Source organism: Sphingomonas sp., assembly GCF_040398505.1.
Lineage (GTDB): Bacteria > Pseudomonadota > Alphaproteobacteria > Sphingomonadales > Sphingomonadaceae > Sphingomonas.
This window is the reverse complement of sequence record NZ_JBBATX010000043.1, coordinates 1-20,960: the sequence shown is the minus strand read 5'-3', so window position 1 is coordinate 20,960 and position 20,960 is coordinate 1. Positions and strand designations below refer to the sequence as shown.

At 64.8% G+C, this 20,960-nt stretch carries 26 protein-coding genes and 1 tRNA gene; 16 read left to right on the top strand and 11 right to left on the bottom strand.

All coding sequences use genetic code 11. The features are described 5' to 3' along the window. The coding region (locus ABWP09_RS07495) for a serine hydrolase domain-containing protein (RefSeq protein ID WP_353204525.1) at window positions 1-743 on the top strand (743 nt) is incomplete at its 5' end. A 102-nt stretch (window positions 744-845) separates the two neighbouring features. Next, entirely contained in the window at window positions 846-1,400 is a 555-nt protein-coding gene (gene dcd / locus ABWP09_RS07490; protein WP_353204524.1) for a dCTP deaminase, read from the top strand. 40 nt (window positions 1,401-1,440) lie between these two features. On the opposite strand, the gene ABWP09_RS07485 is transcribed toward dcd, so the two are convergent. The 5 genes from ABWP09_RS07485 to ABWP09_RS07465 all read right to left on the bottom strand — a co-directional run bounded on the left by ABWP09_RS07485 (window position 1,441) and on the right by ABWP09_RS07465 (window position 4,530). Next, window positions 1,441-1,806 (bottom strand): tetratricopeptide repeat protein, encoded by a 366-nt coding sequence (locus ABWP09_RS07485; RefSeq protein ID WP_353204523.1) that lies wholly within the window; start codon window positions 1,804-1,806, stop codon window positions 1,441-1,443. Window positions 1,807-1,988: 182 nt separating this feature from the next. Beyond that, window positions 1,989-2,417 carry an ExbD/TolR family protein gene (locus ABWP09_RS07480; protein WP_353204522.1) on the bottom strand — a complete coding sequence of 143 codons (429 nt, stop codon included), beginning with the start codon at window positions 2,415-2,417 and terminating at the stop codon, window positions 1,989-1,991. A gap of 30 nt (window positions 2,418-2,447) precedes the next feature. Further along, window positions 2,448-2,927 carry an ExbD/TolR family protein gene (locus ABWP09_RS07475; protein WP_353204521.1) on the bottom strand — a complete coding sequence of 160 codons (480 nt, stop codon included), beginning with the start codon at window positions 2,925-2,927 and terminating at the stop codon, window positions 2,448-2,450. A gap of 95 nt (window positions 2,928-3,022) precedes the next feature. Continuing rightward, the gene (locus ABWP09_RS07470) at window positions 3,023-3,802 is read right to left on the bottom strand and encodes a MotA/TolQ/ExbB proton channel family protein (RefSeq protein ID WP_353204520.1); all 780 of its coding nucleotides are present in this window, start codon (window positions 3,800-3,802) and stop codon (window positions 3,023-3,025) included. Window positions 3,803-3,864: 62 nt separating this feature from the next. Beyond that, window positions 3,865-4,530 (bottom strand): TonB family protein, encoded by a 666-nt coding sequence (locus ABWP09_RS07465; RefSeq protein WP_353204519.1) that lies wholly within the window; start codon window positions 4,528-4,530, stop codon window positions 3,865-3,867. 224 nt (window positions 4,531-4,754) lie between these two features. On the opposite strand from ABWP09_RS07465, the gene ABWP09_RS07460 reads away from it, so the two are divergent. Then, window positions 4,755-5,606: a hypothetical protein gene (locus tag ABWP09_RS07460; protein ID WP_353204518.1), complete on the top strand. Its 852-nt coding sequence runs from the start codon at window positions 4,755-4,757 to the stop codon at window positions 5,604-5,606. A 6-nt stretch (window positions 5,607-5,612) separates the two neighbouring features. Here the strand turns inward: ABWP09_RS07460 and ABWP09_RS07455 are convergent, their stop codons facing one another. From ABWP09_RS07455 to ABWP09_RS07445, 3 genes are read right to left on the bottom strand one after another with little or no spacing between them, the layout of a single operon-like run. Next, complete coding sequence (locus ABWP09_RS07455) at window positions 5,613-5,948, bottom strand: Rossmann fold domain-containing protein (protein ID WP_353204517.1); 336 nt, start codon at window positions 5,946-5,948, stop codon at window positions 5,613-5,615. Next, window positions 5,945-6,316: a dihydroneopterin aldolase gene (locus ABWP09_RS07450; protein WP_353204516.1), complete on the bottom strand. Its 372-nt coding sequence runs from the start codon at window positions 6,314-6,316 to the stop codon at window positions 5,945-5,947. Before ABWP09_RS07450 ends, ABWP09_RS07455 begins: the two co-directional genes overlap by 4 nt. A 59-nt stretch (window positions 6,317-6,375) precedes the next feature. Beyond that, window positions 6,376-7,008, bottom strand: a complete 633-nt coding sequence (locus tag ABWP09_RS07445) for a glutathione S-transferase family protein (RefSeq protein ID WP_353204515.1) — start codon at window positions 7,006-7,008, stop codon at window positions 6,376-6,378. Between the two features lie 95 nt (window positions 7,009-7,103). Between ABWP09_RS07445 and ABWP09_RS07440 the strand changes: the two genes are divergently transcribed. From ABWP09_RS07440 to ABWP09_RS07425, 4 genes are read left to right on the top strand one after another with little or no spacing between them, the layout of a single operon-like run. Then, window positions 7,104-7,616: a GNAT family N-acetyltransferase gene (locus tag ABWP09_RS07440; RefSeq protein WP_353204514.1), complete on the top strand. Its 513-nt coding sequence runs from the start codon at window positions 7,104-7,106 to the stop codon at window positions 7,614-7,616. A 36-nt stretch (window positions 7,617-7,652) separates the two neighbouring features. Then, window positions 7,653-8,234: a DUF1285 domain-containing protein gene (locus tag ABWP09_RS07435; RefSeq protein ID WP_353204513.1), complete on the top strand. Its 582-nt coding sequence runs from the start codon at window positions 7,653-7,655 to the stop codon at window positions 8,232-8,234. Then, window positions 8,231-8,830: a CoA pyrophosphatase gene (locus tag ABWP09_RS07430; protein ID WP_353204512.1), complete on the top strand. Its 600-nt coding sequence runs from the start codon at window positions 8,231-8,233 to the stop codon at window positions 8,828-8,830. The genes ABWP09_RS07435 and ABWP09_RS07430 overlap by 4 nt, the downstream gene beginning before the upstream one ends. Then, on the top strand, window positions 8,818-10,032 hold the full coding sequence (locus ABWP09_RS07425; RefSeq protein WP_353204511.1) for a CCA tRNA nucleotidyltransferase: 1,215 nt from the start codon (window positions 8,818-8,820) through the stop codon (window positions 10,030-10,032). Before ABWP09_RS07430 ends, ABWP09_RS07425 begins: the two co-directional genes overlap by 13 nt. On the opposite strand, the gene ABWP09_RS07420 is transcribed toward ABWP09_RS07425, so the two are convergent. Beyond that, complete coding sequence (locus tag ABWP09_RS07420) at window positions 10,002-11,741, bottom strand: putative bifunctional diguanylate cyclase/phosphodiesterase (RefSeq protein WP_353204510.1); 1,740 nt, start codon at window positions 11,739-11,741, stop codon at window positions 10,002-10,004. The two genes, ABWP09_RS07425 and ABWP09_RS07420, sit on opposite strands and share 31 nt — an antisense overlap. Before the next feature lie 94 nt (window positions 11,742-11,835). After that, on the bottom strand, window positions 11,836-14,082 hold the full coding sequence (gene parC, locus ABWP09_RS07415) for a DNA topoisomerase IV subunit A (protein WP_353204509.1): 2,247 nt from the start codon (window positions 14,080-14,082) through the stop codon (window positions 11,836-11,838). Window positions 14,083-14,213: 131 nt separating this feature from the next. Between parC and ABWP09_RS07410 the strand changes: the two genes are divergently transcribed. The 8 genes from ABWP09_RS07410 (at window position 14,214) to ABWP09_RS07375 (ending at window position 20,034) form a co-directional block, all read left to right on the top strand. Continuing rightward, window positions 14,214-15,113 carry an alpha/beta hydrolase gene (locus ABWP09_RS07410; protein ID WP_353204508.1) on the top strand — a complete coding sequence of 300 codons (900 nt, stop codon included), beginning with the start codon at window positions 14,214-14,216 and terminating at the stop codon, window positions 15,111-15,113. Between the two features lie 97 nt (window positions 15,114-15,210). Then, a complete protein-coding gene (kynU, locus tag ABWP09_RS07405; RefSeq protein WP_353204507.1) occupies window positions 15,211-16,425 on the top strand; it encodes a kynureninase in 1,215 nt (404 codons plus the stop codon). Window positions 16,426-16,512: 87 nt separating this feature from the next. Beyond that, entirely contained in the window at window positions 16,513-17,385 is an 873-nt protein-coding gene (locus tag ABWP09_RS07400; RefSeq protein ID WP_353204506.1) for a hypothetical protein, read from the top strand. A gap of 154 nt (window positions 17,386-17,539) precedes the next feature. Beyond that, window positions 17,540-18,319, top strand: coding sequence for a phosphoribosylaminoimidazolesuccinocarboxamide synthase (gene purC / locus ABWP09_RS07395; RefSeq protein ID WP_176496575.1), 780 nt, complete (start codon window positions 17,540-17,542; stop codon window positions 18,317-18,319). 79 nt (window positions 18,320-18,398) lie between these two features. Then, a complete protein-coding gene (gene purS, locus ABWP09_RS07390; protein ID WP_353204505.1) occupies window positions 18,399-18,629 on the top strand; it encodes a phosphoribosylformylglycinamidine synthase subunit PurS in 231 nt (76 codons plus the stop codon). Continuing rightward, entirely contained in the window at window positions 18,626-19,294 is a 669-nt protein-coding gene (gene purQ / locus ABWP09_RS07385) for a phosphoribosylformylglycinamidine synthase subunit PurQ (protein WP_353204504.1), read from the top strand. Before purS ends, purQ begins: the two co-directional genes overlap by 4 nt. A 48-nt stretch (window positions 19,295-19,342) precedes the next feature. After that, entirely contained in the window at window positions 19,343-19,591 is a 249-nt protein-coding gene (locus ABWP09_RS07380; RefSeq protein WP_353204503.1) for a type II toxin-antitoxin system Phd/YefM family antitoxin, read from the top strand. Further along, complete coding sequence (locus ABWP09_RS07375) at window positions 19,588-20,034, top strand: PIN domain-containing protein (protein WP_353204502.1); 447 nt, start codon at window positions 19,588-19,590, stop codon at window positions 20,032-20,034. The genes ABWP09_RS07380 and ABWP09_RS07375 overlap by 4 nt, the downstream gene beginning before the upstream one ends. On the opposite strand, the gene ABWP09_RS07370 is transcribed toward ABWP09_RS07375, so the two are convergent. Then, entirely contained in the window at window positions 20,031-20,795 is a 765-nt protein-coding gene (locus tag ABWP09_RS07370) for a queuosine precursor transporter (protein ID WP_353204501.1), read from the bottom strand. The genes ABWP09_RS07375 and ABWP09_RS07370 overlap by 4 nt on opposite strands. 82 nt (window positions 20,796-20,877) lie before the next feature. On the opposite strand from ABWP09_RS07370, the gene ABWP09_RS07365 reads away from it, so the two are divergent. Then, window positions 20,878-20,954 (top strand) — tRNA-Arg (locus ABWP09_RS07365). Window positions 20,955-20,960: the final 6 nt, after the last annotated feature.

Sequence of the window (20,960 nt, the reverse complement as noted above, 5' to 3'; positions counted from 1 at the left end):
CCCCGCGAATTTTGCTGCAGCACGGCTCGGGCTTTGCCAATTTCGGGTTCCTTGAGCCTGACCGCAAGCTGCGCATCCACTTCGAACCCGGCAGCCGCTACGCCTATTCTGGCGATGACATGATCCTGCTGCAATTCGTTCTCGAACAGGGCCTTGGCCTAGATCTTGGCCACGAAATGCAAACCCGCGTGTTCAGCCCGTTTGGCATGACAACGACGAGCATGACGTGGCGGCCCGATTTTGCGACAAACCTTGCTGACGGCTGGACGGCGGAGGGCAACCCCGAGCCGCATGACGCGCGCAGCACGGTCCGCGCGGCGGGATCGACGGACACAACGATCGCAGATTTCGCGCGCTTTGCCGCTGGGTTCATGCGCCCGCACGGGCTGGCCAAATCCCTGCGTAGCGCGATGCTGCGCCCGCAACTGCCAATCACCACCGCCACCCAATTTCCAACGCTGCAACCCGAAGCGCCCGCAGCGGCGCGGATCAGGGATTTGTCTGCCGGGCTCGGGGTCATCACGTTCCGCGGGCCCCAAGGACCGGGCTTCTACAAGGGTGGGCACAACGATTCCACTGGGAACACCTGGGTCTGCGTCAAGCGCGGTGCGCGCTGCGTCGTCATCCTGTCGAACGACGTTCGCGCCGAGGCGATGTTTCCGGCCATCGTCGGCAGCATATTGGGCGAAACCGGCGTGCCCTGGGCTTGGGAATATGGGCCGCAGCCCTGGACCCGCCCATAACGGGGCTGCTCAGGCTGCGCATCGCGGCGCATTAGCCGCAACGTGCCCCTTGCCCAAACGGCTTGCACCGGCAAGAAGCCGTCAGCATAGGGAGCTCCACACATGTCCATTCTGTCCGACCGCTGGATCCGCGAGCAGGCGCTCGCCACCGGCATGATCGAGCCGTTTGTCGATGGCCAGAAGCGCGACGGCTGCATCAGCTATGGCCTGTCCTCCTATGGCTATGATGCGCGCGTGTCCGACGAATTCAAGATCTTCACCAACATCGATAGCGTCATCGTCGATCCCAAAGATTTCGCCGCCAACAGCTTCGTCGACCGCAAGACCGACGTCTGCATCATCCCGCCAAACAGCTTCGCGCTGGCGCGAACGGTCGAATATTTCCGCGTGCCCCGCGACGTGCTGGTGATTTGCCTCGGCAAATCGACCTATGCGCGGTGCGGGATCATCGTCAACGTAACCCCGCTCGAACCCGGCTGGGAGGGGCATGTCACGCTCGAATTCTCGAACACGACGCCCCTGCCCGCGAAGATCTACGCCAATGAAGGCGCGTGCCAATTCCTGTTCCTGCAGGGCAATGAGCCGTGCGAAGTCAGCTATGCCGATCGCGCGGGCAAATATATGGGGCAACGCGGGGTCACGCTGCCGCGGCTCTAGCCGAGAACGGACGCCGCGCACCGGGCGCGGCACCCGCGCTTCAGCGGGCCGTGAGCTGTGGCGCATCCATGCTGCCAAGCGCCGCGCTGGCCAGCGTATGTGCGGTCTGTGGCACGGCGGTGTCGGGTAAGTCCATCAGTTCATCGGGCCGCGCCAGCACCGCGCGGTACAGCGCACGCGCCTCGCTCATGCGCCCGGTGTGGCGATAGACCGAGGCCAGGTTGAGCAGCAAATCGGGGTCGCCGGGGAAGATCTTCGCCTGATCGCGGATGATCCGCTCGGCCGCGACATAATCGCCCTTCATGATCTGCACCGCGCCATTGCCTTCATCGGCAGCGACGGCGGCGGTGGATGCGCACAGCGCGGCGGCGGCCAAGGCGATCAGGCCAAAATGGGCGAACTTCATAAACCCTCCATATCTTCCATGACGGAATCGTTTCATATTTGTGACATTGTTGTGTCACTTATATGAAATGGAGGCAAGGCCCCTTGGAGTTAGGGATTTCCCTTATGCGCGGCGGACGATCCGCAAACAAAAAGGGCGGCCCCGAAGGACCGCCCTAAAATGCAGAACAAGCGCGCTAACGATCAGAAATCGTTGCCGAACTGCTCATTGCCGATGAAACCCAGCTTGGTCACTTCGGACCGCTTGATGATCACCAGAACCTTGTCGACCTTCTCATAGCGCGCCGCCGGGTCGGGCTGGAAGTGCAGCTCGGGCTCGGGGTTCAACGCCTTGGTCGCGACAAGGTATTGCTGCAGCGTCGCTTCGTCGGTCGCCGCACCATTCCAGAGAATGACGCCGTCCGGCTGAATGACGATCTTGTTCTTTTGCGGATCGATCGGCGGCTTGACTTGGTTCGGGTCATTGATCGGCAGATCGACCTTCACCGCATGCGTCTGGATCGGGATGGTGATGATGAACATGATGAGAAGCACAAGCATGACGTCGATCAACGGCGTCGTGTTCATGTCCATCATTGGCTCGTCATCACCGCGACCGGCGCTGATTGCCATATCAAATACTCCTTGGTGCTAAAGCACGCATTAAGATGCTACGCCCGGGGGTGGTGGCTGCGAAATGAAGCCTACTTTGGCGAAACCGGCCGATTGCATCGTGTAGATCGCCCCACCGATGCAGCGATACGGGGTATCGACATCGCCGCGGATGTGCGCCTCGGGCAGATCGTCGGTCGTCAATTTGTCCGCGCCGCCCGCCTTGTCGACAATCTCCTTGAGCTTGTCGGTCGAGCGTTTGAGCAGTTCCTCATGCGTCACCCGCGTCTCGCCCCAGAACACCAGGCAATTGCCGCCCTCATCTTTCGTGATCGAAAGCGAGACGTTCTCCGGCTTGGTTTCGGTCGGTATATAGCGAGTGTCGGGCAATTTCACTTTCACCGTCTGCACGATCGCCGGGATCGTGATCAGGAAGATGATAAGCATCACCAGCATAACGTCCACGAGGGGCGTGGTGTTGATGTCGGACATTGGGGCGTCTTCGTCGCCGCCGCCTGCACTAATCGCCATGAAAGGCCATCCTATTCGTGTCGTTCATGCCGTCCGGCCCAGCCGGACGGCGAGGGAAGCGGGGTCGTCCGCGCGACGACCCCGTTCATAGGCTGTTAGATACGCGTCTGCGCGCCAGCCGTCGTCGTTGCAGCGGGCTTCGCTGCTGCAGGCTTCGCGGCTGCGGTCTTGCCGGAAACGACCGGGCGAACCGCACCGTCCGAAGCGAGATATCCAAGCACGTCGTTCGAGAACGCGCTCAGGCGCTCCGCGATCCCCTTGTTGCGACGCTGCAGGAAGTTGTACGCGAGCACCGCCGGAACCGCGACGACCAGACCGACTGCCGTCATGATCAGTGACTCACCGACCGGACCTGCAACCTTGTCGAGCGACGCGTCGCCCGACTGTGCGATCTTGATCAGGGCGCGCAGAATGCCGACGACGGTACCGAACAGGCCGATGAACGGCGCGGTCGCACCGACGGTCGCGAGGAAGGCGAGACCGCCACCCAGCTGCGAGTTGATCGCCGCTTCCGAACGCGCGAGCGAACCATGAACCCAGTCATGCGCTTCGACCGGATCGGTCAGGCGCGCATGCTGCTCCTGCGCATAAATGCCGTCATCGACGATCTGCTTATAGGCCGAGTTCTTCTCGAGCTTTGCCGCACCCTCGCGCAGCGAGTTTGCCGACCAGAAGGTCGAGCGGACGCGCTGGCCCTGGCTGATGATCTTCTGTTGCTCGAACAGCTTGGTGAACAGAATGTACAGCGAGCCGAACAGCATGATGCCAAGAATGCTGGCGGTCGTGATGGTGAGGGCGCCACCCTGGGCGAGGGCGTTGAAAACGCCGAATTGGTCGGCGGCGCTGGCACCGGCGGCGAGGATATGTGTCGACATCAGAGGTGGTTCCTTCTCGAAAAAAATTAGCAGCCCGCCGGGGAGCCGCATGAACGGTGGGTTTACTCAGGCAGTCTCCAGGAAACGCCGCGGGAGATGCCAAATTGCTTGATCGGCTTACCCGACGCATCGAGTGCGGGCGTGTAGCGCCCACGCCGCGTGGCCGCAGCGCAAGCCGCCCGGTCGAGCGACGAATTTCCGCTCGATGAGACGATCTGGCAATTCTCCACGCGTCCGGTTAGCCCGATGTCCCACTTGATACGGGTCGTACCCTGCGCTTCTGCGGCCAACGCGTCCGACGGATAGTCGTCGTTGGTGAACCAGTCGTTCGGATTGCCTCGTGGTGCCGCTGCCTTGCTGATCGTCGGCGGGGCGGGAACGAAGACTGGCGCTGGCGGCCCGGCGAGCGGCGCGGGTGGCGACGGTGGCGGGATCTGGGTCTGGGTAATCACCTGCTGCGGTGGCGACGGCACGCGCACGATTGGCGGCGGCGACACGACCGGTGGGGTCTGCAGCTGCGGCTGTTCGGGCGGCGGAGGCGGCGGTGTCTCCGGCGGCGGGGGTGGCGGCTCGACCACGTCGAACGTGTTGAGCTTCTCGGTCAGCTTCTTCACGTAGGAGAAGGTCAGACCGTTAACGAATCCATAGGCTAGCGCCGCAACGACGATCGAAACGATCACGATCGAGACGATGCGGCTACCTCCTGTATTGCGATCAGCGTAAGCCATTCAGAAACGAAACTCCTCTATTCCGGCACGACGGCTTTAGGCCGATCCGTAACGTCCAATCGTAATCCGGCCTGTCACTTGGCGACTATATATCTCGGACAGGCGGCACCTCTATCGCGCTCAAAACCGCGACGCAAACGCTTTGTCTCACGCAACAAACGTACAACCACTGCGTGGCAGAATTATTTCTGTTTAAAATCGGCACGGGCGAGTAACAGTTAGCGATGCTTCACGTTCCTAAAACCGCGCTGGCGGCGCTCCTCGCCCTGATCCCGGCGAGCGCCCTCAATGGCCAGCAACGCCTTCCAATACCACCGGAATCTGCGCTGCCGACGCCACCCTATGCCGATTATGCCGATCTGGTCGTCGCCGCTCCGGTGATTATCGATGCAACGGTGCGCAGCGAATTGCGGCTGAAGCCGATCGACGCGCCCGGCCTCCCGCCCGGCGAGGCGCGGCTCTATATCGAGGCCGACGTCATGGCACTGATTCGCGGCCCCGGCGCGGTGGCCACGCGGGTCGGCTATACGATCGACGTTCCGCTCAACGCGCAGGGTCGACCACCGCGCTATCGCAAGTCGCGCGTGCTGCTGTTTGCGCGGGGTGTGGCGGGCACGGTCGGCCAGGTGCAGCTCGTCCGCCGCGACGGGCAGCGCGGCTGGACCCCGGGCGGCGATGCCCTCACGCGCCAGATCGTGCGCGAAACGCTCGCGCCCGATGCACCTCCGACCGTGACCGGGATCGGCAATGCCTTTCATACGCCGGGAACGATTCCGGGCGAGGGCGCGACGCAGATTTTCCTGTCGACCGCCGATGGTCGCCCGATTTCGCTTGGCATCGTGCGGCAGAACGGCCAGCCGCCCCATTGGTCGGTCGCGCTTGGCGAAGTGGTCGGTGAGGGCAACCCGCCACCGCCACGCGATACGCTCTTATGGTATCGGCTGGCCTGCACCCTGCCGCCGACCCTGCCCGACGCCGTGCTGACCTCAAACGGCCCGGACGCGGAGATCGCGCGGCAGGATTACGCGCTGGTGGTGCAAACGCTCGGAACCTGCGACCGCGGCGGGCGACCGTAGCGCGCCTTAGCGTGGGGTGACTGGCACAATCTGACCCGTGGTCGATTCGGCGGTTGCCAGGAACAGTGCGGTCGCCACAACGTCATCGACGTCGGCGCCGGGGCGCACATCGAGCGCGGCAATCCGGGCACGCGGCGCACAATCGACCGCCAGAACGCCGACGGCTGCGAGCAGCATATTTCTGTCCAGAATCGGGACGGTCGGTGCGAGCACCATCAGCACCAGCGCATGATCGACCGCCGCGGCACGGATTAGCGGCAGATCGGCAACATCGCCGACGAAGATCACCGCGGTCCCGTCGCCTGGCACCGCTGCCAGCGCGCCCGTCAGCGCATCCTTCAACGGCGGTTCCGCACCAGCGTGATGCCGATCGCTTCGCCCGCCTCGGCAATGGCGAGCTTGACGATCGCGACCTCGACCCGCTGCACGCGCGTGTCCTGCAGGAACAGCGTCTCGCAAATGTGATCGGCGACCGCCTCGACCAATTTGAAATGCACGCCCGCTGGCAAAGCGGTGGTCGCGGCGTGTTTCAAGTCGAGATAATTCTTCGATTCGGCAAGCGGCGTATCTGGATCGAAGCGCGCGGGCACAGCGAGGTCGACTGTCAGCGAAATCCGCAGCGGCTGCGGCAGATGCGTCTCCTCCGAATAAATGCCGGTCAGCACCAGCACTTCGAGGTCGTGTACGTTCAGCGTCAATCGGTCGGTCAAGGCAAGCCTTCCATCGGTATGGGGGCGCGCCATAGCAGATGTGGGCGGAAGGGGAACCGTCAGGCGGCCGAACTCGGCCGCGCCGCCGCTGCTTCGTACCAGCGCAGCAGGTTGGCCTGCCCGGCGGGCACCACCAGCTTGGCCGCCTTGGCGAAATCGAGCGTGATGAGCGCGGAGATGTCGGCGAAGCTATAGGCATCGGTCGCGATCCAGGCGCGCCCGGCCAAATGTTTATCGAGCGCGGCGGTGAACGCACCCCATAGAATCGCACCGCGCTCCGCCAGTTCGGGGATTTGTGGGACAACCGGCCATTTCCCCGCGACCCCGCGATCCCGGAATGCGTCGCGCTGGTTGCGCAGCACGTACACGACGGCGGCATAGCCCTCCTGCTCGATCCGACGCGTCCAGGATTCGATCCGCGCGATATCCAGCGCCGTCTCCCCGAACAGCGGAGAAGGCGGGTGCAACGCCTCGAAATAGCGACAGATTGCCGACGATTCGCAAATCACCTCGCCAGAATCGAGCTCGAGCGCGGGCACGGCACCGCGCGGATTGACCCGGAGATAGGCGTCGCCCAATTGCTCGTCGCTGCGCAGATCGACCATCACCCGCTCGATCTCGATCCCCTTTTCGGCAAGGTAGAGCCGGACCCGGCGCGGGCTCGGGGCCCAGACGGCGTCATAGAGTTTCATGGCGACTCCCCATTCGGCTTGCGTTCACTAAAGCACAGGGTAGAGCGCGGCGCCCCACCGGTCCATGGGCGGCCGATAGCGTAAAGGAACACCGCGTGATCGAATTCGTGCCGATTGCGAATATCGCCCCCGTCACGGTCGAGCAGTTGCTCGACCGCGCGTTCGGGGTCGATCGGCATTTGCGCACGGCGTATCGGATTCGCGCCGGGATGGTGTCGATCCCCGACCTCAGCTTTGCGGGCATGACCGACGGGGCGCTGGTGGGGACGATCCAGTGCTGGCCGATTCGCTTCGCGGGCGATGATGGATCCGACGTGCCGATGGTCCAGCTCGGGCCGGTTGCGGTCGAGCCTGACCGACAGCAAGGCGGCATCGGTCGCGCGCTCACCGCGCACGCCTTGGCTGCGGCCGAGGCGGCTGGGTTGGCCGATGCGATCACGCTGATCGGCGATCCGGAATATTATGGCCGCTTTTTCGGCTTTGACGCGTCGCGCACCGCACAATGGCGGGTCCCCGGCCCGGTCGAGCGCCACCGTCTGCTCGCCCGCGGCACGGGCGTGCCGGGCGGCGCGGGCATCCTTGGGCCGAGGATTGCCGCACTCGCCTGACTTTACCTCTCCGGCTGGCTGCCCTACCGCGAGCGCATGCCGATGGAGCCGATCCCCGATCTCGCCGCTTTGTCGCTCGCCGACATTGCGCGCCTTGCTGAAGAGCGCAAATTGCCGCCGATCGAGCGCTGGAACCCCACGCATTGCGGCGATAGCGAAATGCGCATCGCGCGCGACGGGACGTGGTATCATCAGGGATCGCCAATCGGGCGCGAGGCGATGGTGCGGCTGTTCGCGACGATCCTGCGACGCGAATCCGACGGATCCTATGTCCTCGTCACGCCGGTCGAGAAGCTCGATATCGTGGTCGAGGATGCCCCGTTCGTCGCGGTCGAGCTGAAAGCGAGCGGCACGGGGCGCGACAGCGTGCTGACCTTCCGGCTCAACACCGGCGATCTCGTCACCGCCGACGCCGCGCATCCGCTGCGGTTCGAAGCGCGGGACGATGGTCCGCGCCCCTATCTCCACGTGCGCGGCGGGCTCGATGCCGTGGTCGCGCGCGCGGTCTATTACGAGCTGGCGCAGCGCGCGATCGATGGCGACGATACGCCGCCGGGGATATGGAGCGCAGGTCAGTTCTTCGCGATCGAGCCAACCGCCACGGACGCCGCCGCATGACGCTGGTCGAGCGGCTGCGCCATGCGCTTGAGATGGCGCATGACGGCGACACGGTGTTGCTGACCGGCGACCATGCCGATCTCGACGCGATCGTGGCCCCGCTGGCGCAGGCGGCGGTCTTGGTCCCGGTGACCGACCGTGCCGAGCCCGGGGTTATCCTGACGCGCCGGACCGATACGTTGTCGCGCCATGCCGGACAGATCGCCTTTCCCGGCGGGCGGATCGATCCGGGCGATGCCAGCCCCTCGGCTGCCGCTTTGCGCGAGGCCGAGGAGGAAATCGCCCTACCACGCGCGCTCGTGACGCTGGTCGGCGAGGCCGATCGCTATCGCACGGTCACCGGGTTCGAAGTGACGCCCGTGATCGGCGTTGTCCCGCCCGATCTGGTGTTCACGGGTGCCGCCGCCGAAGTCGCTGCCATCTTCGAAGTGCCGCTCGGCTTCCTGCTCGATTCGGGCAACCATATCGAAGCAAGCGTCGAGTGGCAGGGCCGCAACCGGCATTATTACGAGATCATGTGGGGCGAGCATCGCATTTGGGGCGCCACGGCGGCGATGATCGTCAATCTCTCGCGGCGGCTACGATGGAGCAGCTGATCCTGCCCGAGGCCGCGTGGCAGACGCGACCGGGTCTGCGCGAACTGTGCGATGTGCTCGGTGCGCGGCGCGGCGAAACGCGCTTTGTCGGCGGGGCGGTGCGCGATACGCTGCTCGGCATTGACGTGTCCGACGTCGATCTGGCGACGCGGCACACGCCGGAAGAGGTGATCGACCGCTTACGCGCCGCGCGGATCAAGGCGGTGCCGACCGGAATCGCGCACGGCACGATCACGGCGGTGCTGGCCGATGGCAAGCCGGTCGAGATCACTACGCTGCGCAGCGACGTCGCGACCGACGGACGCCACGCAACGGTCGCCTTCACCGACGATTGGCGCGAGGATGCGGCGCGCCGCGATTTCACGATCAACGCGCTGTATGCCGATCCGGTCACCCGCGAAATTTTCGACTATTTCAATGGTCGCACCGATCTGGCGGCGGGACGCGTACGCTTCATCGGTGATCCGTTGCAGCGCATCGCCGAGGATCATTTGCGCATTCTGCGCTTCTTCCGCTTCCACGCGCGCTTCGGTGATGGGCCCGATGCCGAAGGGCTGGAGGCTTGCGCCGCGCGCGCGAACGATCTGATGGCCTTGTCGCGCGAACGGATCGCGGCGGAGATGCTGAAATTGCTGATCGCCCCCGGCGCGGTGGCGACGCTGACGCTGATGATCGAACGCGGCATCCTGTTGCCGGTGCTGCCCGAGATCGTGCCCGCCGGCGTAGAAGCGTTCGCGCACGTCGCGGCGGGCGAGACCGCGGCGGCTCTCGCCCCCGATCCGATCCGCCGCCTCGCCGCGATCCTGCCGCGCAATGCGGCCATCGGCGAGGATGTCGCGGCGCGGCTGAAGCTGTCGACGCTCCAGCGCAAACGCATCGTTTCGGCGCTGACCCCCGGCGTACCCCAACCTGAGGCGCTGGCATATCGGCTCGGCACCGAGCGCGCGCTCGACCGGTGGCTGATCGCCCATCCCGAAGATGCCGAAAATGCGCGATTCATCCGCGATTGGGCCGCCCCCACCTTCCCGCTCAGCGGCGGCGCGATCGTTGCGCGCGGGGTCGATAAAGGGCCGGACGTCGCGCGTTTGCTAAGGCTGGTCGAGGATCGCTGGATCACGGAACGCTTTCCCGATGCCGAACGCACGGGCGCGATCGCCGACGAAGCGGTGGCTCAGTTCAAACGTTCCGCCAACATCGCATAGGCCGCTTCGGCTTCCAGCGGACGCGCGTAGAGATAGCCCTGACCATAAGTGCAGCCGAGTGCCGCCAGCGTCTGCGCGAGTTCGTTGGTCTCGATCCCCTCGGCCGTCGTCTGCATGCCGAGCGCCTGCGCGAGCGACAGAATCGCGCGGACGATCGCAATCTTGTCGCGGTCTGACAGCATACCGGACACGAAACTGCGGTCGATCTTGAGCACGTCGATCGGCAGCTTTTGCAGATAAGCGAGGTTGGAATAGCCTGTGCCGAAATCATCCATCGCGATCGTCGTGCCGAGGTCTTTCAGCGCGTGCATGATCCCGGCGATGCGGTCGGGATCGGTGACGAGCGCGCTTTCGGTCAATTCGAGCGTGAAGCGCGATCCATCGAGCCCGTGGGCGGCCAAAGCCGATTGCACCACCGGCGCGATCGCGTCGCGTTGCAACTGGATCGCGGACAGGTTGACCGCCAGCTTGGCACCGCAGGTCCCCCCAAGCCGCGCATCCCACTCGGCGAGTGTTGCCGCTGCCTCTTGAATCGCCCAGCGCCCGAGCGGGACGATCAGCCCCGATTCCTCGGCGACGGGAATGAAATCGTTGGGGGAATGTTCGGTGCCATCCTCGCCGCGCCACCGCGCCAGCGATTCGAACGCGACCAACTGCCCGGTCGCAAGGTCGATGATCGGCTGATAGGTGAGCCGCATCTGCCCGCGTTCGATCGCGCGGCGCAAGGCGGTTTCCATGCCAAACTGTTCGCGCGCAATGTCGAACGCCTGGGTCTGATATGCCTCGGTCTTGCCGGTGCCCTTCGAGCGTTTGACCGCAAATTGCGCGTGCCGAATCAGCTCCTCGCTATCGTCGATCTCGGGCGCGCCGAAGGCGATACCGATCGAACACGCGACGCGAATTTCGAAATCGGAGAGCCGGAACGGCGTCGCCAGCGCCGCCTGGATGCGCCTGGCGACATTCTCGGCATCGCCCACCCCATCTTCGAGCGTCAGCAAGATGCCGAATTCATCGCCCCCGGTCCGCGCGAGGACGTCCTGCGCGCGCAACGCGCCCTTCAAACGCCGCGCGACGGTGATGAGCAGTTCGTCGCCGGTCATCGATCCGAGACACGCGTTGACGCGGCTGAACCGGTCGAGATCGATCACCAGCACCGCATAACGCGCGCGCAGTTCGGGATCGGCCAGCAAGGTTTCGAGGCGATCACTGAACCCGGCGCGATTGGGCAGGCCGGTCAAACTGTCGGTCAACATCTCGCGGCGCAGATTGTGCTCGGTGCGCAGTTCGGCAGTCTGATCGACCAGCACCAGCATACAGCGCTGTTCCGCATTGCGCGTCAGCCGCGCGAGCGTGGCCTGATAATGGCGGCATTCGACCGCATCGCCATAATCGATCTGAAATTCGGCGCGAAGCGAATCGCCCTTGATGAAGGCGATAATCCGGGCCTCGATCTGCGCCACGAGGGAGCGACGGCGCTCGCCGCCGCCCAAGCCCGCAATATCATGCGCGCGGTTTGCCGTGACGATGGCGACGGTCGGCTTGGCGTCCGTGTCACTCGCGCTTTCAGTTACTTGGACGATCGCGGCAGGCACGGGCAGCAAGCTGATCGCGCGCGATGCCATCATCACCGCGGCCGCGTACGAATCAACGCCGCTCAGCGCGTGCGCTGCGGTCGAGGAGGCCAAAGCAGGATGCGACTTGAGCGCCATTTCCCCTGCGATAGGCGCTATTCGTTAAAACCCGCTCAACGCATCGTTTTTTCAGGGACTTGTGCGATCTGATACCGGTGGCACCGGCGGATCGTCAAAACCGATTGTCGCGCGGAAAGCCGTTGGGCGGCATCCGTCCCGCCGCCCCGCGCGCCGCGCGCCACGGGCCGAGATCGGTCTCGGTCCGGGTTCGGCCGCTATCGCCGCCCATCGGCCAGCTCAGCCCCTGCGCGAAGATGAAGGTCGTCGCATCCGACAGGCCACCGTCGCGGAAGCGCATCAACTGCACCCCCTGCCCGCGCGAAAGTTCGGCAAGCTCGGCCAGCGGAAACACCAGCAAGCGCCGATTGTCGCCGATCGCCGCGACATAATCGGCCTCTGGCGCGACCGGGCGCACGATCTTGAGTTTCGCGCCGAGCTTGGGCGTGACCACAGTCTTGCCCTTGCGCGTTTCGGCCAGCACATCGGCGCTGCGCACCAGAAAGCCGCGTCCGTCGCTGGCCGCGACGAGCAATTTCTCGGCGATGCTGGCGCGGAAAATCCCGACGATGCCGCTATCCCCGTCGAGATCGATCATCAGCCGTACCGGCTCGCCAAAGCCGCGCCCGCCGGGCAATTTATCGGCCCCAAGCGTGAAAAAGCGACCGTTTTCGGCCGCGATCACGATCTTGTCGGTGGTCTGCGCGGTGAAATCGAACAGCGCCGCGTCGCCATCCTTGAACTTCAGCGCGGCGAGACCCGCAGCGTCGAGATGGCCCTTCATCGCGCGAATCCAGCCGCGTTGCGACAGAATCACGGTGATCGGCTCGCGCTCGATCATCGCGTCGAGCGGAATGTCGCGCGCCGGGGCCGCCTCGGCCACCGTCGTGCGCCGCTTGCCGAGCTTGGTCTCGGGGCCGTAACGCTCCCGCAGCTTGGCAAAGTCCTTCTTCAGCCGCGTCCGCTGCCGCGCATCGCTGCCGAGCAGCGCGTCGAGCCCGGCGCGTTCGGTCTCAAGCCCCTCGCGCTCCTTGCGCAACTCCATCTCTTCGAGCCGCCTGAGCGAGCGCAAGCGCATGTTGAGAATCGCCTCGGCCTGACGATCGTTGAGCGCGAACTCCAGGATCATCACCGGTTTGGGCTCATCCTCGGTGCGGATGATCTCGATCACGCGGTCGAGGTTGAGATAGGCGACGATATAGCCGTCGAGCAGCTCGATCCGGTCGGCGATCTTCGCCAGCCGGTGCGCAGTGCGCCGCTGCAGGACGATGAATTGATGCGCGATCCATTCCGCGAGCGCTTGGCGCAAGCTCATCACGCGGGGCGTGCGCGTGGCATCGAGCACGTTGAGGTTGAGGCTGAAGCGCACCTCCAAATCGCTCATCCGGAACAGGCTTTCCATCAGCATGTCGGCATCGACCGTACGGCTGCGCGGTTCGATCACAATGCGAACTTCGCTGTCCGATTCGTCGCGAATATCGGCCAGGATTGGCAGCTTCTTGTCGTTGACGATGGCCGCGATCTGCTCGATCAACTTGCCCTTCTGGATGCCGTACGGAATCTCGGTGACGATCGCGTTCCAGGTGCCGCGCCCCTGATCCTCGATGTGCCAGCGCGCGCGCAGCCGGAACCCGCCGCGCCCGGTGGCGTATGCCTCGGCAATCGCCGCGGGGCTGTCGACGACAAGGCCGCCGGTCGGGAAATCGGGGCCCTTGATATGTTCGAGCAGCGCCGCATCGCCGGCGTCGGGCTGGTCGATCAGCATGATCGCGGCGTCGAACAGCTCGGCCGCATTGTGCGGCGGGATATTCGTAGCCATGCCGACCGCGATCCCCGCCGCACCATTTGCCAGCAGGTTGGGGAAGGCTCCGGGGAAGAGCTCGGGTTCCTGCTCTTCATTATTATAGGTTGGTTTGAAGCTGACGGCGTCTTCGTCGAGCCCCGCCATCAAATCCATCGCGACTTGCGTCAGCCGCGCCTCGGTATAGCGGAAGGCGGCGGCGTTATCGCCGTCGATATTGCCGAAATTGCCTTGCCCTTCGACCAGCGGATAGCGCACCGAGAAATCCTGCGCGAGCCGGACCATCGCGTCATAGACCGAGCTGTCGCCGTGCGGATGGTATTTGCCGATCACTTCGCCGACGACACGCGCTGATTTCTTGTACGGCGTGCTCGGGTCCATCCGCAGCTGCCGCATCGCCCACAGCAAGCGGCGATGCACCGGCTTCATCCCGTCGCGCACATCGGGCAGCGACCGCGCCGTGATCGTCGACAGCGCATAGACGAGATAGCGGTCGGAAAGCGCGCTATCGAACGGCGCATCGACGATGGCGTTGAACGGATCGGTCAGGTCGGTCGGCATGCAATGCGGGTAGCAGGCCGCAGGCGGGCGCGTCTATCCTCCCGCGCGGCCGTGCGACCAATCCGGATGCGACCGTGGAGCGGTGCAGATCATCGGTTGGGCCGACAGCCGCGATCGACTATGCCAGCGCGATGCATCGTCTTATCACCCTCGCGCTGCTGGTCTTGTTTTCCGGCATGACCGCTGCCGCTGCCGCCCCGTTTACGCCACTGCGCTGGCCCGATCTGACCAAGCGGGTGCAGCCCAAACCGGACGCGACGATCGCGTACGGCGCCGATGCCCAGCAGAAGGTCGATGTGTGGCTCCCCGCTGGCACCGGCAAACATCCCGTCGTCGTGATGGTGCATGGCGGATGCTGGACCACCAGCATCGCTGACCGCAGCCTGATGAACTGGATCGCCGCCGATTTGCGGACGAACGGGATCGCGGTGTGGAACATCGACTATCGCGGGGTGGATGTGCCGGGCGGCGGCTATCCGGGGACGTTTCTCGACGTCGCCGCAGCGGCCGACGCGCTTAAGGCGCATGCGGCAGAGTATCATCTCGACACGAAGCGGATCGTCGCGGTCGGGCATTCCGCCGGCGGGCACCTCGCTTTGTGGCTGGCGGCGCGACCGCGCATTGCGCGCAGCAGCCCGCTCCATGCCGCGCGTCCGCTGAAAATCGCGCGGGTCATCAGCCTCGGCGGCTTGCCCGATCTCGCGGCGACCGCGGCCAGCCCCGACAATGGCTGCGGCGTCGAGGTGGTCGCGCAGCTCGTCGGCAAGCCCGGCGCGCGCGCCGATGTCTATGCCGATACGTCGGTCCCACGCTTGCTGCCGCTCGGCGTGCCGCAGGATCTGGTCAACGGGGCTGAGGACAAGATCATTTCGTTGCGGTTCGGCACCGGCTATGAATCGCAGGCCAAAGCGAAGGGCGATCGGATCGCGCTGCATGTGATCGAACACACCGGCCATGTCGAACTGATCGCGCCGGAAAGCGCGGCCTGGTCGCAAGCGAAACGGTTGATCAAGGCGGGGTTGAAGACGTGAACGCGACGCATTTCCATCGCACTGACGGCTGCCGCACCGCGCCTCCCCTCCCCTCCAGGGAGGGGAGGCGATTGCGACGCGCTTCGAGGGCCGCCGCATGACCCGCGACGAAGCCCGCGTCCTCGACGCCACCGACCCGCTGCGCACCTACCGCGATCGCTTCGCCTTGCCCGATGGCGTGATTTATCTCGACGGCAATTCGCTCGGCCCGCTTCCGCGCGCCACCGTGCCCGCGCTCACCGACCTGGTCGATCGCCAATGGGGCGATCGGCTGATCCGCAGCTGGAACGAAGGCTGGATCGACGCGCCGCAGCGGATCGGCGGCAAGATCGCAGCGCTGATCGGCGCGCACCCCGACGAAGTGATCGTCGCCGATTCGACCTCGGTCAATCTGTTCAAACTGCTGGTAGCCGCACTCCGCCACGATCCGGCGCGCCACATGATCGTCAGCGAGAACGGCAATTTCCCGACCGACCTCCACATTGCCGAGGGCGCCGTCGGCTGCGTGCCTGGCGCACGGCTCATCGCGGTGGCGCGCGGCGATCTGGACGGCGCGATCGACCGCGACACCGCGGTCACGTTGCTGACTCACGTCCATTACAAGACCGGCGAACGCTACGACATGGCGCGATGGACCGCCCGCGCGCACGAATCCGGCGCACTGGCGCTGTGGGATCTGAGCCATAGCGTCGGCGCGGTTGCGGTCGATCTGAACGGCGCGGGGGCCGATCTCGCGGTCGGCTGCGGCTATAAATATCTCAACGGTGGCCCCGGCGCGCCCGCCTTCCTGTTCGTCGCGCGGCACCTGCAGGATCGGCTCGCCAGCCCGCTATCGGGCTGGATGGGGCATGCCGCCCCCTTTGCCTTTGCCGACGCCTATGCCCCTGCCCCCGGCATGACGCGCTGGCTGGCCGGGACGCCGCCGATGCTGGCGATGGCCGGGCTCGAAGCCGGCGTCGATCTGTGGCGCGATGTCGATCGCGATCAGGTCGCGGCAAAGAGCGCGGCATTGTTCGACCTGTTTGCGGCAATCGGCGCGCGGCTTGGTCTCGAATGCGTCTCCCCCGCCGACCCGGCGCAGCGCGGCAGCCACATCGCGTTTCGTCACCCTGCGGCCTATGCGCTGTGCCAGGCGCTGATCGCGCGCGGCGTGATCGGCGATTTCCGCGATCCCGATATTCTGCGCTTCGGCCTGACGCCGCTCTATCTCGGCTATGAAGACGTTTGGCGCGCTGGCGCGATTCTCGGCGCGATTCTTGCGACCGAGGCCTATGCCGATCCGGCCTTCTCGAAACGGCACGCTGTCACTTAAGCAGCAGTGCACGCGTTAACCAAAACTGCTATGTCCGGTTTCGGGGGGATATCGACCATGCGATTCTTGGGTGCTCTCGCGGCCATAGTGCTGTTGAGCGGATGCAATTCGGCGAATCTCGCCGGAGCGCAAGCCGGCGGCAAGGCAAAGACCGCCGATGCGGCGATGCACATTGCCGATGGCAGCTTCGATTATCGCTACGCCTTCCGCTTGCCCGCCAGCCGGATCGAAGCCGTGCAGGAAAGCCATGCGCGCGGCTGTGATCAGCTCGGCCCGGCACGCTGTCACATCACCGCGATGCGCTACACGGTCGGGCAGGATAACACGATCACCGCCGTGCTGACGCTGACGCTCGATCCCGCGATCGCGCGCGCCTTCGGTCGATCAGCAGCAGTGACCGTGACCAACGCGCGCGGCACGATGACCGACGCCGATGTCGCGGGCGTCGAGACGACCGCAGGCGGGCGCGGCGACGGCGTGCTCGCGAAACTGCAGCAAGCGCTTGTGACCGCCGACGCCCGCGTCCGTGCCGCGGCGACGCCCGAGCAAAAAGCGCAGGCGAGCACCAAGGCCGAACGATTTCGCAGTGCAATTGCCACGATCGGCGAGGTCGACGCGGCCGCTGGAAGCTCGGTCGCCACCGCGCCGGTGCTTTTCACTTACACATCGAGCGGCGGCATCCCCGGGATCGGTGCGTCGCCCGAGGCGACGCTGGCCAGCGCGGGCGACACGTTCCTGTCCTCGCTCGCCGGATTGCTGGTGGTGCTGGCGGGAATCGGGCCGTGGCTCGTGTTGCTGCTGGGCGGCGCGCTCGGTCTGCGCTGGCTGCTCGCGCGGACCGAAGCCACCGCGCCCCCCGTCCTACCGCCCGCTCCGGCCCCCGACGCCGAATCGAATCGCAACGTTGTCCAGCGCTGGTTCCAGCGCGACGAGGCGAAAGAACACGAACCCGCCGAATGACGGCGCGCGCGGGGTATCGCGCACGCAATCGTTCGCATCGGCCCAAGCTGATTGCACCCCCCTTCCGCTTCCGATATAGCTTGCAGCTTAGCGCCCCGGCCCGCGTTTTCCCCGCGTTGCCGGGGCCACTCGTTTTCTAAGGGTATCTGCACACATGGCACGTCGCCGCCAGATTTACGAAGGCAAGGCCAAGATCCTCTATGAGGGTCCCGAGCCGGGTACTTTGATCCAATATTTCAAGGACGATGCGACTGCCTTCAACGCCCAGAAAAAGGGCACGATCAGCGGCAAGGGCGTGCTCAACAACCGGATTTCCGAGCACATCTTCACGCTGCTCGGCCTCATCGGCGTGCCGACGCACTTCATCCGCCGCCTCAACATGCGCGAGCAGTTGATCCGCCAGGTCGAGATCATCCCGATCGAAGTCGTCGTCCGCAACGTCGCCGCCGGATCGATCTCGACGCGACTCGGCATCGAGGAAGGCACGCAGCTGCCGCGCACGATCATCGAATATTATTATAAGGACGATGCGCTCGGCGATCCGATGATCACCGATGAACATATCGCCGCGTTCGGCTGGGCGGGGCAGGAGGAGATGCACGACATCGCCGACCTCGCCATTCGCGTGAACGATTTCCTGTGCGGGCTGTTCGCCGGGATCGGCATCCGCCTGATCGACTTCAAGCTCGAATTCGGTCGCGTGTGGGACAATGATTACCCGCGCATCATCCTCGCCGACGAGATCAGCCCCGATGGCTGTCGCTTGTGGGACATGCAGACCAACGAGAAGCTCGACAAGGATCGCTTCCGCCGCGATCTCGGCGGCGAAGTCGAGGCGTATCAGGAAGTCGCGCGGCGCCTCGGCCTGCTGCCCGAGGGGGCCGACGGCGCGGTGCTCGATCTCGAAAAGCATCGGCTGAGCAAGGGAAAATGACGCGGGCGGTCGCGGGGGCGGTTGCGAGCGCGGCCGCACGCGGCCATAGCGCGCGCACCACTGATCTTAGGATACGCCCATGAAGCTCCGCATTTTCGTCACGCTGAAGCCCGGCGTGCTCGATCCGCAGGGCCGCGCGATCCACAAGGCGCTCGGCGGCCTCGGCTTTGCCGGGGTCAACGATGTGCGCGCGGGCAAGCTGATCGAACTCGATGTCGCCGATGAGACCGACGATGCGCAGATCGACGCGATGTGCCGCAAGCTGCTCGCCAACACCGTGATTGAAAATTACCGGGTGGAACGGGTGTGAAGAGCGCGGTCATCGTCTTTCCCGGCTCGAATTGCGACCGCGACATTGCGGTGGCATTGCGCGACGTGAGCGGGACGGCCCCGACAATGGTGTGGCACGCCGACACCGAATTGCCCGATGGCGTTGGCCTGATCGCGCTACCCGGCGGCTTTTCCTATGGCGATTATCTGCGTTCGGGCGCGATCGGCGCGCGTTCGCCGATCATGGCGGCGGTGACCGCGGCGGCCGAGCGCGGCGTGGCGGTGCTCGGCATTTGCAACGGCTTCCAGATCCTCACCGAAGCGGGGCTCCTTCCCGGTGCGCTGATGCGCAACGCCGGGCTCGATTTCGTCTGCCGCGACGTGCCGCTGACGGTTGAGAATGCGCAAAGCGCCTTTACCAGCCGCTACGCCGCGGGCGAACGCATCGTCCTTCCGGTCGCGCACCACGACGGCAATTACGCCGCCGACGAAGCGACGCTCGACCGGCTCGAAGGCGAAGGGCGTGTGGCGTTGCGCTACGCCGATTCGGTTAATGGCTCCGCCCGCAATATTGCGGGGATCCTCAACGCGAGCGGCAACGTGCTCGGCCTGATGCCCCATCCCGAACGCCGGATCGAAACCGCAGCGCATGGCGGCAATGACGGGCGACGGATGTTCGAAGGGCTGTTCGAGCTGGTTGCTTGAGCGAGGCCTGAACGCTATGTTGCAACTGTAGCGACATGGGGAACGAACATGACGGTTATGTCGGTCCGAGAATTCAACGCCAGCGTCTCGCGCGCCATCGCGATGGTTGAGGCGGGCGGCACCGTCGATATCTCCAAGAACGGCAAGATCGTCGCCGAACTGCGTCCCAAGCGCATCGCGCGGGACGCGGCGTGGTATGCCGCACTTGCCCAGGCCAATGCGATCCTTGACAAGGGGTTCACGCTCGGCGGCGGGCCGCTGACCGAGGATGATATATACGGCGACGCACCTTTATGATGCTGACGCTCGATACGAACGTCCTCTACTACGCGTCCGACACGTTGAACCCAGACAAGCAGATTATTGCGCGCTCCGTGCTCGATCGGATCGTCACGCTCGACTGTCTCTTGACGACTCAGGTGCTTGGCGAGTTTCTGGCTTTGGTCCGGCGCAAAAATCCGGCTGATCTTGCCGCTGCCAGTGCGTTGGTGCAGGCTTGGTCTCGCCTTCTACCAATTGTCGGAACGACGCCTGACCACCTGTTGGCGGCGGCAACTTTGGCACAGCGTTACCGTCTGCAATTCTGGGACAGCCTCATCATCGCGGTAGCGCGCTCGGCCAATGTCGAGGTGATGCTGACCGAAGACATGCAAGACGGTGCGACGATCGACGGGATCACGCTGCTCAATCCCTTTAATCCCGCCAATCGCGCCGCGCTCGACGCGTTGCTCGCCGCCTAAAGCCGCGCCTTGAACGGCGAGAAATCGGTCCCGCGGTCGTACACGTCGACGCCCTCGCGGCGCTTCAGGAAATTGACAACGAGATAGGTGACGGGGGTCAGCAGCACCTCCCACGACACTTTCAACACGAACTGGCTCAGCATCACCGCGCCGATCTGGTGCGCAGGCCAATCGGCCATGCCGTAAAAGGCAAGCGGGTAGAAAATCAGGCTGTCGAACCCCTGCGCCACCACTGTGCTGCCGACGGTGCGCGTCCACAGCATTCGGCCGTTAGTCAGAATTTTCAGCTTGGCGAGGACGAAGCTGTTGGCAAACTCGCCGACCCAGAAGGCGGTGATCGAGGCCAGGATGATGCGCAGACCTGTCGCCGCCTCGGGGCTGACGAAGATCGATTTGCCGAAGACATATTCGTACGACGCTTGCCCGGTCCAGCCCGAAGCGGGCGGCAGCGCGACGACGACTTGCTCCATAAAGGCCATGAAGATCAGCCCGGCAAAGCCCGCCCACACGCAGCGCCGCGCGCGCGCATAGCCATAGACCTCGGTCAGGATGTCGCCGATCAGATAGCTGAGCGGGAAAAACAGGATTCCCGCCCCGAACGGCCATGGCCCGATGAACGGCAAATCGACGAGCGCGGGCTTCCCCGCTCCGATCACGTTCGACAGCAGCAGAATGACGACGAACGCCACCATCACGAAATCGAAATAGCGGAATTCGCGGCCCGCAGTTTCGCGCGCGTCGATCGTCTGCAAGCCGTCCATACTGCCCCTGTTTCGCTACTCAGGAACAATTATGAAGCCGGTTTCGCCGCTCCGCAATCCGCGCTAAAGACCGTATTGGTGTGCGCCCGTAGCTCAGTTGGATAGAGCAAGGAGCTTCTACCTCCTCGGTCGGGGGTTCGACTCCCTCCGGGCGCACCATTTTCC